General features: G+C 38.9%; 14 protein-coding genes. All 14 read left to right on the plus strand.

The features are described from left to right. Positions 1–200 precede the first annotated feature (200 nt). The 14 genes from GQR87_RS06830 to metA all read left to right on the plus strand — a co-directional run bounded on the left by GQR87_RS06830 (position 201) and on the right by metA (position 14513). Entirely contained in the window at positions 201–953 is a 753-nt protein-coding gene (locus GQR87_RS06830; protein ID WP_158967801.1) for an endonuclease/exonuclease/phosphatase family protein, read from the plus strand. A 388-nt stretch (positions 954–1341) separates the two neighbouring features. Further along, positions 1342–3441, plus strand: coding sequence for a flagellar biosynthesis protein FlhA (gene flhA / locus GQR87_RS06835; protein WP_158967803.1), 2100 nt, complete (start codon positions 1342–1344; stop codon positions 3439–3441). 32 nt (positions 3442–3473) lie between these two features. Then, entirely contained in the window at positions 3474–4772 is a 1299-nt protein-coding gene (gene flhF / locus GQR87_RS06840) for a flagellar biosynthesis protein FlhF (protein ID WP_158967805.1), read from the plus strand. Next, on the plus strand, positions 4769–5635 hold the full coding sequence (locus GQR87_RS06845) for a MinD/ParA family protein (RefSeq protein WP_158967807.1): 867 nt from the start codon (positions 4769–4771) through the stop codon (positions 5633–5635). Before flhF ends, GQR87_RS06845 begins: the two co-directional genes overlap by 4 nt. Further along, positions 5632–6363, plus strand: a complete 732-nt coding sequence (locus GQR87_RS06850) for an RNA polymerase sigma factor FliA (protein WP_158967809.1) — start codon at positions 5632–5634, stop codon at positions 6361–6363. The genes GQR87_RS06845 and GQR87_RS06850 overlap by 4 nt, the downstream gene beginning before the upstream one ends. Positions 6364–6401: 38 nt before the next feature. Further along, the gene (cheY, locus tag GQR87_RS06855) at positions 6402–6785 is read left to right on the plus strand and encodes a chemotaxis response regulator CheY (RefSeq protein ID WP_158967811.1); all 384 of its coding nucleotides are present in this window, start codon (positions 6402–6404) and stop codon (positions 6783–6785) included. A 33-nt stretch (positions 6786–6818) separates the two neighbouring features. Further along, positions 6819–7583, plus strand: a complete 765-nt coding sequence (locus GQR87_RS06860; protein WP_158967813.1) for a protein phosphatase CheZ — start codon at positions 6819–6821, stop codon at positions 7581–7583. A 13-nt stretch (positions 7584–7596) separates the two neighbouring features. After that, a complete protein-coding gene (locus GQR87_RS06865; RefSeq protein ID WP_158967815.1) occupies positions 7597–9696 on the plus strand; it encodes a chemotaxis protein CheA in 2100 nt (699 codons plus the stop codon). 55 nt (positions 9697–9751) lie between these two features. Beyond that, the gene (locus GQR87_RS06870; protein ID WP_158967817.1) at positions 9752–10867 is read left to right on the plus strand and encodes a chemotaxis response regulator protein-glutamate methylesterase; all 1116 of its coding nucleotides are present in this window, start codon (positions 9752–9754) and stop codon (positions 10865–10867) included. 73 nt (positions 10868–10940) lie between these two features. Beyond that, positions 10941–11726, plus strand: a complete 786-nt coding sequence (locus tag GQR87_RS06875; protein WP_158967819.1) for a ParA family protein — start codon at positions 10941–10943, stop codon at positions 11724–11726. After that, entirely contained in the window at positions 11716–12429 is a 714-nt protein-coding gene (locus GQR87_RS06880; protein ID WP_158967822.1) for a chemotaxis protein CheW, read from the plus strand. The genes GQR87_RS06875 and GQR87_RS06880 overlap by 11 nt, the downstream gene beginning before the upstream one ends. 24 nt (positions 12430–12453) lie before the next feature. Next, positions 12454–12948 (plus strand): chemotaxis protein CheW, encoded by a 495-nt coding sequence (locus tag GQR87_RS06885; RefSeq protein ID WP_158967824.1) that lies wholly within the window; start codon positions 12454–12456, stop codon positions 12946–12948. An 84-nt stretch (positions 12949–13032) separates the two neighbouring features. Further along, complete coding sequence (locus GQR87_RS06890; RefSeq protein ID WP_233267411.1) at positions 13033–13431, plus strand: DUF2802 domain-containing protein; 399 nt, start codon at positions 13033–13035, stop codon at positions 13429–13431. Positions 13432–13592: 161 nt separating this feature from the next. After that, positions 13593–14513 carry a homoserine O-succinyltransferase gene (gene metA, locus GQR87_RS06895; RefSeq protein ID WP_158967828.1) on the plus strand — a complete coding sequence of 307 codons (921 nt, stop codon included), beginning with the start codon at positions 13593–13595 and terminating at the stop codon, positions 14511–14513. The last annotated feature ends 33 nt before the right edge of the window (positions 14514–14546 follow it).

A 14546-nucleotide genomic window follows, 5' to 3' on the forward strand; every position in this document is an offset into this window, starting at 1 on the left:
AATATTGCTCATAGTGGCTGGTAGGTATGCGAATAAACTTGCCCTTGATACGCGAACCGCTATTCCTTTCAAATACAAATTCCATTAGCATAAACAATACCAATAAATTTAAGGGCAGGGTCTCGGCTTTGTCCAACAAGGTGATTATTCGTCACACACTACGTGCCGTATAATCACTAAGTAGTTAATTGTCTCTATCTATGAAAGTTGTTACTTGGAACTGTAATGGAGCACTCAGACGAAAGCTTGCAGAAGCAGATAGCTTACAAGCCGACGTTTTAGTGATTCAGGAATGCGAGGATCCTGCGCTATCGACACCGGCCTACAGAGACTGGGCCGGTTCTTACCTGTGGGTTGGCGAGTCGAAAAATCGTGGCATCGGCATATTTCCTCGGAATGGTCACCTGATTGAAAAGTTAGATTGGAGTGGCAGCTTTTCCGTGCCTGGGTTGTTTAGCAGAAGTGAAACGCTGAATTGGAGTACGGGAGATCTCAGGCTTTTTCTCCCTTTCACTATAAACAGAGATCTCACTGTGTTGGCAGTCTGGACGAAGGGGCGAAATGACGAAGCATTTGGGTACATGGGGCAATTCTGGAAATACCTTCAAATTCATCGTGCAGATCTGAGCCAACCAAAGACACTCATTCTTGGCGATTTTAATAGCAATGTGCGCTGGGATAAGCCGGACCGATGGTGGAATCATTCAGACGTGGTTGCTGAGCTCAGCGAGATGGGTTTCAAGAGCCAGTATCATCGAGCTTTTGATGAAGAACAGGGCAACGAGTCCAACCCAACATTCTTCTTGCAGCGGAACCGTGAGAAGGCGTACCACATTGATTACTTTTTTACCTCGTCAGACTTTACAGAAGAATGTGATTTGAAGATGGGTCAGCACGACGGTTGGATTTCGATTAGTGATCACGTGCCGTTGACGCTGAGCATCAACAATTAATCGGGTAGCCGGAGGTGTCCTCCAGCCCACACTACAGCCTGAAACTCAATGAGTTCGTCGACTTTGATTTTTGAAGAATGGATTCCTGCTAACGACATGCAGCAATGACTAAATTGTCGACTGTGGTTTTCTAATTTCGATCTTTGGCTTTTTCTCGTAACTCGCCGCTGAATTACAGATCAGTTTTTTGCTATCCACTAAAATCTATCTCCTATCTAATGCATCTAATCTTTTCCTCGCCGTTATTTCTACTTAAGTTATTTATAGTGATCCGTATAAATTACCGGCAAACGATTGTGACCTTTGATTATTTTGAGCGACTTGGCGCACTAGTTGCTATCACTTCAGTTAATCATTCGAAAACCAATAAAGCGTCAATTTTTTGTTTATGGAATTAACTTCGTATTTAAATCGATTCGACAAGAATAAACTAAAGTCTGCGACAACTGGTTTAGGCGCTCCTATAGTGTTGTTGGCTATTATGGGTATGGTTATTTTACCTATGCCGGCGTTTTTGTTGGACATATTATTTAGTTTTAATATCGCTTTATCCCTAGTGGTTATTCTGGTTTCAGTTTTTACTAAAAAGCCTGTAGATTTTGGTATTTTCCCCCTTGTTTTATTAATTGCCACTGTATTAAGACTGGCACTGAACGTAGCTTCCACCCGTATTGTGTTGCTTGAAGGACATGAAGGTGGTGCAGCTGCGGGGAAAGTGATTGAGGCTTTTGGTGCAGTGGTTATTGGTGGTAACTATGCCGTCGGTATTGTGGTTTTTGCCATATTATTAATTATAAACTTTAAAGTTGTGACCGCGGGCGCAGGGCGAATATCTGAAGTAAGTGCACGTTTTACTTTAGATGCAATGCCGGGTAAACAGATGGCCATAGATGCAGATTTGAATGCTGGCTTTATAGATTCAGATGAGGCTCGTAAACGCCGTTTTGAAATTACCAGTGAAGCAGATTTTTACGGCTCTATGGATGGTGCGTCAAAATTTGTAAAAGGTGATGCCATCGCTGGTTTGTTTATTATGTTGATAAATATAGTAGGCGGCTTATTTATAGGTATGATCCAACATGATTTGGCCTTTTCCGATGCCATCGAAATTTATACTTTATTGACCATAGGTGATGGTTTAGTTGCGCAAATCCCGTCTTTATTATTGTCTGTAGCTACTGCGATTATTGTGACACGAGAAAACGATTCTCAAGAAATGGGCCAAGAGTTAACTAAACAATTAGGTAATCAAAGAGCTTTATACATTACCAGTGGTATTTTATTTGTGATGGGGATAGTCCCAGGTATGCCACATATAGCGTTTCTTGGTTTTAGTGCAGCTGTTGGTGGTTATGCATTTTATAGTCATTGGTTAGCAGAAAAACGGGCTAATGAACCTGAAGTTGTCAGCCAATTGCCTGAACAAAGTAACGCACCTCAAGAAATTAAAGAATTAGGTTGGGATGATGTTCAACATGTCGACACTATTGGCTTAGAAGTTGGATATCGATTAATCCCGTTAGTCGACAAAGCTCAAGGAGGGGAGTTATTAACCCGAATTAAAGGTGTACGTAAAAAATTATCTCAAGAGTTAGGTTTTTTAATTCCGCCAGTGCATATTCGCGATAATTTAGATTTAAGCCCTAATAATTATACCATTGCTATGTTAGGTGTGACTGTGGGGGAATCTGAGCTTAGCCATGACAATGAGCTAGCGATTAATCCTGGGCAAGTATTTGGCAAGCTAGAGGGTAAAGTGACCACTGATCCTGCGTTTGGTTTAGATGCAGTTTGGATTAAAGCTAATCAAAGAGAGCATGCACAAACCTTAGGTTATACGGTTGTGGATGCTGCCACTGTAGTAGCCACACATTTAAGTCAATTATTAACCAACAATGCTTATCAACTATTGGGCCATGAAGAAGTTCAACAGTTGCTCGATTTACTTGCTAAAAATAGCCCTAAATTAGTTGAAGGCTTAGTACCGGATATCTTGCCATTAAGTACTGTGGTCAAAGTATTGCAAACGCTTTTATATGAAGGTGTACCTATAAGGGACATGCGTAGCATAGTGCAGACACTATGCGAATTTGGCCCGAAGAGTCAAGATCCTGATGTACTAGTCTCTGCAGTACGTATTGCTCTAAAACGATTAATTGTCCAAGAGATTAACAGCGGCGCCCCAGAAATACCTGTCATAACTCTGGCGCCAGAGTTGGAACAGATGTTGCACCAGTCACTTCAAGCAGGTGGTGCCGAAGGTGCTGGCATCGAGCCGGGTTTAGCTGAACGTTTACAAAGTTCACTAAATGAAGCGACTCAACAACAAGAGTTAGCTGGTGAACCGGCAGTATTATTGACTTCAGGCATGTTACGCCCAGTTTTATCTAAGTTTTTAAAACATTCAGTGAGTGGGTTACATGTTCTTTCATATCAGGAAATTCCTGATGATAAACAAATTAAAATCGTGAGTGCTGTGGGTCAATAATCTGACACAATTGAAGTACATTAGGGGGTTATGTGAAAATCAGACGTTTTTATGGTAAAGATATGCGAGACGTGCTTAAACAAGTCAAAGACGAGTTGGGCGGTGATGCTGTTATCATGTCAAATAAAAAACATGCGGACGGAATTGAGATTGTCGCAGCTTATGACAAAGAGCCTGATGCTCAGCTTCCCCGTCAAACTAAACCTCAAGTTGAAAATAGTGTCAATGCTCAGCGAAAAACACCGACTTTAAGTGAAATTATTGGTGATAATGGGCCTGATAGTTTAAAAGCTTTGCTTGAAAAACAATCACAATCAGTGACAACTCAGACTGAACCTTTGGTCCAGCCTGAGCGACCTTTGGTTACTCAGCCGGTTCAACAACAAAATTCAACTCCTCAGGAACACTCTGCCTTAAAAGAAATGAGGCAGGAATTATCATCATTGCGTAATATTCTACAGTTCCAGATATCAGGTTTAATTAATCAAGAAAATAATCGAAAACATCCATTGCATGGTTATTTAGTTGAAAAACTATTACAAATGGGTATTTCAAATACATTAGCCGAAGAAGTGGTTGCCTATGCGCCCGAATCTGCTAATGAACGAGAAGCTTGGTTATTTTTACTTAAACTTTTGGCTAATAGATTGCAAACTAAAAGGGATGATATTCTTTCCCAACCTGGTGTGGTTGCACTAATGGGACCTACTGGTACCGGTAAAACTACCACAGTAGCTAAACTAGCTGCCCAAGCAGCACAAAAATATGGCGCAGAACAAGTTGCGGTAGTGACTATTGATAATTACAGAATTGGTGCCTTTGAGCAAATTGCGACTTATGGAAAAATTATCGGTTGTTGTGTAAAAAAAGCGCAAAATGCCAATGAATTATCAGATTTACTTTATCAATTTAGGAATAAACGTTTAGTATTAATAGATACTGCAGGTTTTGGTCAACAAGATGCTAGACTAATCAAGCAGTTAGATACTATTAAACAAAATTCTTGTGTTACTATTAGAAAATATTTGGTGATGCAAGCCAATTGCCAGTATCGTGTCATGCAACAAACGATTAAAGAGTATCGACAGATTTCTTTACAAGGGTGTATATTGACCAAGCTGGATGAATGTTACAGTCTTGGAGAGGCGATAAGCGTGGCGATAGAAAATAAATTGCAAATTTGTTATTTGACTAATGGACAGAAAGTGCCTGAAGATATGCAACCCGCAGATACGAAATTTTTAATTATGAGTGCAGCAAAGCTTTATAAAAAATTCGGTTTACTTCATACTGAAACAAATCACATTACAAATGCAGCAGTGGCAGTATGATTGAGGACCAAGCAAGTAGCTTAAGAAGAATGAATCAATCTAGACTTATAAAAGTAATAGCCGTGACAGGCGGTAAAGGTGGTGTAGGTAAAACTAACATCACACTTAATACCGCCATCTCATTGGCTCAACAAGGCAAACGCGTTATGGTACTAGACGCGGATTTAGGTCTTGCCAATGTCGACGTATTGTTGGGATTGAGGGTTGAAAAAAACTTATCTCACGTCTTGTCTGGTGAATGCACCTTAGACGAAGTGTTAGTTGAAGGCCCATACGGAATAAAAATTGCGCCAGCTACATCTGGCAGTCAATCTATGGCTGAACTATCACCTACCGAACATGCTGGTCTGATTCGAGCTTTTAGCGAATTACAAACGCAAATTGATGTGTTAATTGTTGATACTGCTGCTGGGATTTCGGATATGGTGTTAAGTTTCTCCAAAGCTTCTCAAGACATATTAATGGTGGTTTGCGATGAGCCTACATCGTTAACTGATGCCTACGCATTGATTAAGATTCTAAATAAAGAACATGGCATATTTAGATTTAAGATTGTCGCTAACATGGTGCGTAGCATGCGTGAAGGTGATGAATTGTTTACTAAATTAACAAAAGTGACTAATCGATTTTTAGACGTAGCGTTAGAGTTAGTTGCAGTTGTACCTTTTGATGAAAATGTACGTAAATCGGTGAGAAAACAAAAAGCAATTGTTGATGCTTATCCTACTTCTCCTGCCGCTATGGCAATTCGTCGATTAGCTAAAAAAGCGATTGAATGGCCTATTCCTAATCAGCCTGGAGGACATCTAGAGTTTTTCTTAGAGCAATTGGTATCTAAAGACGTTGTGTGCAATAACCGGTGAGTAGTAAAGCAGCTGCTTATCAACAACTTGCCAATAAAAACGATTTAGTTGAACGGCACGCTCCGCTAGTCAAGCGGATCGCCCACCATTTGATGGTTAGATTACCCGCTAGTGTGATTGTTGATGATTTGATTCAGGCTGGAATGATCGGATTATTAGAAGCTTCAAGAAACTTTGATGGCAGTAAAGGTGCAAGTTTTGAAACCTTTGCAGGAATCCGTATACGAGGTTCAATGCTTGATGAAATTCGCAAAGGGGATTGGACCCCAAGATCAGTGCATAAAAATGGTCGGGCAATCACAGAAGCGATTAATCAAGTCGAACGAGCTACCGGAAGAGATGCTCGAGACATAGATGTAGCAGAAAAATTACAAGTCAGTATTGAAAGTTATCACCAGATGTTAAATGAAGTTAATGCTGGAAGGATAGTCGGTATTGAAGATTTAGGGGTTACCGAAGATGTGGTAACGACTGAACAAACTAAAGGTTCTAATTCACCTTTTGATGAACTAGTTCAAGGTTCATTTCAAAAAGCATTAGCCGATACAATCACCACTTTGCCTGAACGAGAAGCGATTGTCTTGTCCTTATACTATGACGAAGAATTGAATCTTAGAGAAATTGGTGAAGTTTTGGAAGTGAGTGAGTCCAGAGTAAGTCAAATACATAGTCAAGCAATGTTGAAACTTAAGTCACGTATGCAATCTTGGCGTATAAACGAAAAATAAAATTGTTAATAGAGGTTGGATCCTCACCGGAGGTGGTTTTGGATAAAAACATGAAGATTCTTGTTGTGGATGATTTCTCAACAATGAGAAGAATTATTAAGAACTTACTTAAAGATCTTGGTTTTACAAATATACAAGAAGCAGATGATGGAAACACTGCTTTACCTATGTTGCAACAGGGCGATTTTGATTTTGTCGTAACTGATTGGAATATGCCTGGAATGCAAGGTATAGATTTATTAAGGGCAATTCGCGCTGATACTGATTTAAAACATATTCCAGTGTTGATGGTGACTGCTGAAGCCAAAAAAGAACAAATTGTTGCTGCAGCTCAAGCAGGCGTTAATGGATATGTTATTAAACCTTTTACCGCTGCAACATTAAAAGAAAAATTGGCTAAGATCTTTGAACGTTTAGGTTAAATTCAGGCAGACCGAACTAAAAGGAAAGACTGTATGACAACCTTAAACAAACCGCCAATTTCTTTGGAAGATGCCAAAAAACTAGTGTCTTTAGTTGAGGCGGAAGAGCATCAAGCTGCTCATGATTTGCTCGAAAAAATTCATACAAATAATTCAGTTGAACTATTCTCAGAAGTTGGAAAATTAACTCGTCAATTACATGATTCATTGAATAATTTTCAATTGGATCCTCGTATCATTGATATGACGAATGAAGATATACCTGATGCTCAAACGCGTTTAACGTATGTTATTCAAACCACTGAAGATGCAGCTAACAAAACTATGGATCTGGTTGATACTTGCATGCCTATCGCCGAAAGGCTAAATGAAGGCATACGCAATATCGCACCTGAGTGGGATAAGTTAATGGCTCGTAATCTGCAACTTGGGGACTTCAACCATTTAGCTAAACAAGTTGATAGCTTCTTTAAAGATAGTGCAGAGGAAACGGCTAAACTGAGTAGTTTGTTAACTGAAGTATTACTTGCACAAGGTTATCAAGATATTACAGGGCAAGTTATCAGAAGAGTGATTGAGCTTGTTAAGGAAGTGGAAGATAACCTAGTTTATATGTTAACTATGTTTGGTGGAGTGGAAGCCAAGGATACCGATATAACTCATAAAAAGCTTAATATATCTGATGATCAAGCCGATATGATAGTGGCTGAAGGTCCAATTATGGATGCAGACAGCAGAGACGATGTGGCGTCAGATCAAGATGATGTTGATGATTTGCTTTCAAGTCTTGGATTTTAGGGGTAAATGAAATATGGCTTTTGATGTTGACGAGGAAATACTTCAGGACTTTCTGGTTGAAGCGGGAGAGATCTTAGAACAATTACAAGAACAGCTCGTTGATTTAGAGAATAACCCAGAAGACGCCGATCTGCTTAATGCTATATTTCGGGGCTATCACACAGTAAAAGGGGGGGCAGGCTTTTTATCTCTAACCGAATTAGTTGAAATTTGTCATGGTGCTGAGAATGTTTTTGACGTGATGCGTAATGGCCAGCGTACTTTAACACCAGAGTTAATGGATGTTATTTTACAAGCTACTGATCTAGTCGTACAAATGTTCGATAACGTTAAAGCTGGCGAGGCCCTTGTCGCAGCAGACCAGTCCTTAATAGAAACACTTACTCGCCTGAGTGCGCCTGAATCACTAGATAAACCTGTTATTGTACCAACCACTACATCAAATGATGTGCCAGTAAACTCCGCAGACGATTTTAGTGAAGATGAATTTGAAGCATTATTGGATGAGTTACATGGTGGCTCAGCTCCAGCATCAAAAGAAAATGTGATAGCGCCAAGTGATGCAGATTCTAACGATGATATCAGTGATGACGAATTTGAAGCATTATTAGATCAGTTACATGGAAAAGGACAATTTAAAGGTGATGAACCGATTTCTGTTGCACCTGAGTCTTCTAAAAAGGAGCCGGTTGTTGCAGCAAGTTCAAATGATGATATTACTGATGACGAATTTGAAGCGCTTTTAGATGAATTGCATGGCAAGGGTAAAGGCCCTGCAGAGCAAATTGAAAAACCAGTAGATAAAGTTGTAGTACCACAACAAACAGCAAAACCTTCTGTTACAGAGCCTAAAAAGACAGCTGTCCCAGCAGCAAAAGCAAGCTCTACAGCTGCGCCAATTAAAAAAGAAGAAAGAAAAGTTGCAGCGCCTCCACAAGCTGAAACGACTGTGCGGGTCGATACTAAACGCTTAGACCAAATTATGAATATGGTAGGTGAGTTAGTTTTAGTTAGAAATCGCTTATTAAGTTTAGGTCTTACTGTGAATGACGATAGTATGACTAAAGCCATCGCTAATTTAGATGTTGTCACTGGTGACCTCCAAGGTGCTGTGATGAAAACACGTATGCAGCCAATCAAAAAAGTTTTTGGCCGTTTTCCCCGTGTTGTCCGTGACTTAGCTCGTACCTTAAAGAAAGAAATCACTCTTGAGCTTGAAGGTGAAGAAACAGATTTAGATAAAAATTTAGTAGAAGCTTTGGCTGATCCTTTAGTGCATTTGGTGAGAAACTCAGTGGATCATGGCATCGAAATGCCTGAAGAGCGCAAAGAAGCTGGTAAGCCTGCGATGGGCACGGTTAAGTTATCTGCGTCTCAGGAAGGTGATCATATTCTGTTAAGTATCATTGATGACGGTAAAGGTATGGATCCTGAAAAGTTAAAAGAAATAGCCATATCTAGAGGTGTACTTGATGCCGATACCGCGACAAGAATGACTGATGTAGAAGCTTTTAATTTGATTTTCGCACCTGGTTTCTCTACTAAAACAGAAATATCTGAAGTGTCTGGTCGTGGTGTTGGTATGGATGTGGTTAAAACCAAGATCAATCAATTAAACGGCTCCATCAATATAGATTCAAAAATGGGAATAGGTACAACTTTAGAAATTAAAGTACCATTAACATTAGCTATTTTACCGACATTAATGATAGTAGTGGGTCAGCAAACTTTTGCTTTACCTCTTGGCTCAGTGAATGAAATTATTAATATGGATGTGACTAAAACCAATACGGTTGATGGTCAGTTAACTATGATAGTGCGTTCAAAAGCTATACCACTCTTTTATTTAAGAGAATGGTTGGTGCGCAATCAGAATCCAGCTGAAATTGATAAGGCCAAAGGACATGTTGTGGTAGTGCAAATTGGTACTCAACAACTAGGTTTTGTGGTGGATGCTTTAATTGGTCAAGAAGAAGTAGTAATTAAACCTTTAGATGAATTGTTGCAAGGTACGCCTGGAATGGCAGGTGCAACGATTACAAGCGATGGTGGCATTGCTCTAATATTAGATGTGCCTGCCCTTTTAAAAAGGTACGCGGCTAAAAGATCTTAAGTATTAGGCCAATAGAATTTAATAATGGCTTTAAATAAAGGCAGAATAGCTGAAAATGGCATACAGGATATTAATAGTTGATGATTCAACTTTTTTTCGCCGAAGAATCAAGCAGATACTAGAAGAAAATGCTGAATTTGAAGTTGTAGGTGAAGCAAAAGATGGGGTTGAAGCAATCAAGAGTGTTGCTTTATTAAAACCTGATGTGGTTACCATGGATATTGAAATGCCGGTAATGGATGGGATCACAGCCGTAAAGGAGATCATGTCACGAACGCCAGTCCCTATCCTGATGTTTTCTTCACTTACCAGTGAGGGTGCTCAAGCTACTTTAAATGCTCTTGATGCCGGTGCCCTAGATTTTCTTCCTAAAAAATTTGAAGATATTGCGTTAAATCGTAAAGAAGCTATATTGTTGTTACAAAATAGAGTCAAAGATTTATGTAGGCATAGAAAAGTTGGTTTTAGTCAAAGGAGGTCTTCTGCACTCGCAGGAGGTTCTTTAGCGGTTAAAGCTAGATTATCTACTGAAGTTTCGAGTAGAAATACAAGTTTATCTTCGTTATCTAAATCATTTATCAGTAGCAATAAAAAATATAGCTGTTTAGCAATTGGCGCTTCTACAGGCGGGCCGGTTGCATTACAGAAAATTTTGACTGAGTTACCAGCAAATTTTCCAACCCCGATTTTGATTGTGCAACATATGCCCAGTACTTTTACGGAAGCTTTTGCGAAGCGGTTAAATGACTTGTGTAAAGTCACTATCACGGAAGCAAGGCATGGTGATATTTTAAAAAATGGTCATTGTTATTTAGCGCCCGGAGGTAAACAAATGATTATTTCTGGTTCAGAAGGCGCAGCTAAAATTAATATTTTAGGACCAGAACGATATGCATCTGAAACCTACAAGCCTAGTGTGGATTTAACATTTATGTCTTTATCTAATGTTTGTAACGGTAATGTTTTAGCCGTTATTTTGACTGGGATGGGGGCTGATGGTAAGGAAGGTTGTCGTGCACTTAAAGCTAAAGGCAGCACTATATGGGCTCAAGACAAAGATAGTTGCGTTGTTTATGGTATGCCCCAAGCCGTTACAGTTTCTAATATTGCGCAAAAAAATTATGATATTGCTGAAATGGCTGACAATATCAAAAAAGAAATAATTAAATAATCAATCAAAATTTACGTTTTCTGTACATCATTTTTTGAACTAGGGCTAAGCATATTAATATTTGGAGAGAATTTTGGTAGTTTGGACTGTTGCCAATCACAAAGGTGGAGTGGGTAAAACTACCACAACTGTAACCTTAGGCGGTTTGTTGGCACAAGCAGGTAAGCGTGTATTACTTGTTGATACCGATCCCCAAGCATCAATGAGTTATTATTTTGGAATTGATTCAGAGCAATTGTCTTCAAGCTTATATGACGTATTTATTGACGCCAAAAATTTAAACAAAGATAAAGTGATGGATAGTCTGTGTTCAACTAAATTGGACTCTTTATTTATTTTACCCGCGACCATGGCATTAGCGACTCTTGACCGGAAGTTAGGTACACAAACGGGGATGGGCTTAATTTTACGTCGGGCACTAGATAAAGTATCAGACGAATTTGATTTTGTGATTGTGGATTGCCCCCCTGTTTTAGGAGTGTTAATGATTAATGCTTTGGCTGCATGTGAAAGGGTGATTATTCCTGTTCAAACTGAGTTCTTAGCTTTGAAAGGTTTAGACAGAATCATGCATTCTATGGAGATAATGCAAAAGTCATTAGCTAAAACCTTCGCTTTTAGCATAGTACCTACTATGTATGATAGACGGGTTAAAGCAGGAATAGATTCCTACCGACTATTAGGTCAAACCTATAAGGAAAATGTCTGGGAAGGGGTTATTCCTATCGATACCAAATTTCGTGATGCAAGCCAAGCTCAAAGTCCACCCTCAGTTTTTTGTCCTAAATCGAGAGGGGTGATTGCCTATTCTAAATTATTAGATTATTTACAAAGTTTGGAATGTAATTATGGCAAGTAATCCTTTCGCCAATGAAGATGTGATGGACGATTATATGTCAGCTTTGCTGACAGAAGAGCCAATAGCCGATGAACTCCATAGGCAAACTGTTGAACAATTGCTTAAGACTGCCCCGTCTGCTAGAAGTGAACCCTATGATCCCTTGATTAAAAAGCGTATTAAGGTTGAGCCGATAATAACTAAAGTTATTATCCCTGAGGTCGAAGAAGAGTTAACAACAGTAAAAACCAGAGCTGAGGTTATTTTTCCTGTTGTGCCTGAAACGAAATTTCAGGTGCTGTTATTTGAAGTGGCTGGTATGACCTTAGCAGTACCACTCACGGAATTAGGTGGTATCCACCAAATTACCAATATTAACCCCTTATTTGGAAAACCGAATTGGTTTAAAGGGGTGTTGTTACACCGCGAAGAAAAATATAATGTAGTAGATACAGCAAAATGGATAATGTCAGAAAAATCAGCCGAAAAAGTGGCTGAATCGACAAAATATCAATATCTTATAGTTTTAGGTGAAAGTGGCTGGGGATTAGGTTGTGAAAATCTAATAACGACAGAAACTTTATTACCGGATGATGTTAAGTGGCGAAATGTAATGGGCAGTCGCCCTTGGTTATCTGGAATGATTAAAAAGAAAATGTGTGCTTTGTTAAACGTACAACAAATGATAAGTATGCTAAACCAAGGTTTAAGCAGTAGTGATTAGTTTTTATAGGCCGGAGCAATAGGAATGAGTGGCGAACGAAATTCAAGCAATACAGTAGCAGAAAATGGTGACGAGGTTTTACAATGGGTTACCTATAAGTTAGGTGAAGAAACTTATGGTATCAATGTGATGCAAGTACAAGAGGTGCTCAGATATTCTGAAATAGCCCCTGTGCCCGGCGCTCCTGATTATGTGCTAGGTATCATCAACCTAAGGGGAAACGTTGTCACTGTCATTGATACACGTTCTCGTTTTGGTTTACCCTCTGCAGATATTACTGATAACACTCGAGTCGTTATTATTGAATCAGATGATCAAGTGGTTGGTATTTTAGTCGACAGTGTTGCAGAAGTGGTATATCTACGTTCATCAGAAATAGATAGTGCACCTAATGTTGGAACAGAGGAAAGTGCCAAGTTTATTCAAGGTGTGAGTAATAGAGATGGTCAGTTACTTATTCTAGTTGATTTAAATAAATTACTCAGTGATGATGAGTGGAGTGAAATCACTAATATTTAATGTAAAACTGGCTATCAGACGACACTCTGGTAGCTGTTATATACCTACTAAGTTAATAGAAACGAGACATATATGGACCTAGCAATGATAATAAGTTTGGTTGCTTTAGGCATATCTTTGTTGCTAGCTATTTTTTTAGTAAAAGTTGTTCTTGCTAATCGTTCTCAAGCTAGCAATATTGAAAGTCAAGCTAGTCAACTCATTTCTTGTAAACAACAAATAAATAGTTTTATTAATGAGCTGCATGAAGTACGAACAGGTAACTATGGTTTAGTTAATCGTTTAAAAGAATTAGAACTGCAAGTAAAAGAGTTACAACAGACCCAACAAACATTTGTTGAACAAGATCCCCAAAGCCGCTTTTACAATAAAGGCGTTAAACTAATTAGCCAAGGTGCTAGCATTGAAGAAGTGGTACAGGAATGTGAAATACCCTTAGCTGAAGCTGAACTCTTATTTAATTTGCATCACAATCAAAACTAATTTTCACTGACTCCTTTTATTAATTCCCATCTTTTTCTGTTTTTGTATATCTATTAACATGTATTTATATTTTTTCATTTAGACGTCTAGACGTAAAGATGTTGACTTTTGCGGCGTATTGAGCGAAATTTATAACCATAAAATTCAGCATCGGAGTCATTATGCCTATTCGAATCCCCAGTGATTTGCCTGCACAAAATGAATTGCACAAAGAAAATATTTTTGTGATGGATACTTGCAGGGCAGCCACTCAAGATATTAGACCAATGGAAGTTGGGATACTGAATTTAATGCCGAACAAAATGGAAACAGAATTACAGTTTTTACGCTTGTTATCTAGTTCGCCATTGCAAGTCAATATTGACCTTATTCGAATTGATAACCAAGCGCCGAAAAATACTCCCAAAGCTCACATGGATAATTTTTATGTGCAGTTTGACGATATTGCCCATAAGCAATATGACGGCTTAATTGTTACCGGTGCACCTTTGGCTCACCTTGCATATCAAGATGTAAAGTACTGGGACAAGATGCAAACCATTATGGATTGGGCCCGCAAAAACGTACAATCTACTTTGTTCTCTTGCTGGGCGGCCCATGCAGCTATGTTTCATTATTTTGGCAAGTATCGGGCATTAAGAGATAATAAGTTAAGTGGTATTTATCAACATTTTGTACAAAATGAACATGATGAATTAATGCGAGGATTTGATCCTGCCTTTTATGCACCACAATCTCGTTATGGAGAAATAAGTTTAGCTGACTACAACTCAATTGATGAGTTGAATACTTTGGCTATATCTAAAGAAGGTGGCGCGTATATTGTCGCGTCAAAAGACAAAAGGTTAGTGTTTGTTACTGGTCATCCTGAGTATGATCCAGATAGTTTAAAACAAGAGTATTTACGAGACTTGTCAGCAGGTGGACAGCCTAAGATCCCTGTTAATTATTTTACTGACAATGATCCGAATAAAGATCCTATGGTTAGATGGCGAGCCCACGGCAGTTTATTATTTAGTAATTGGCTAAACTATTATGTTTATCAAACTACACCATACGACTTGACCCAACTGTCTGATTAACAAATCAATCATGTCAGAAGAAACTAATATATT

The sequence above is a fragment of the Paraglaciecola sp. L3A3 genome (assembly GCF_009796765.1).
In the GTDB taxonomy this organism is placed as follows: Bacteria; Pseudomonadota; Gammaproteobacteria; order Enterobacterales; family Alteromonadaceae; genus Paraglaciecola.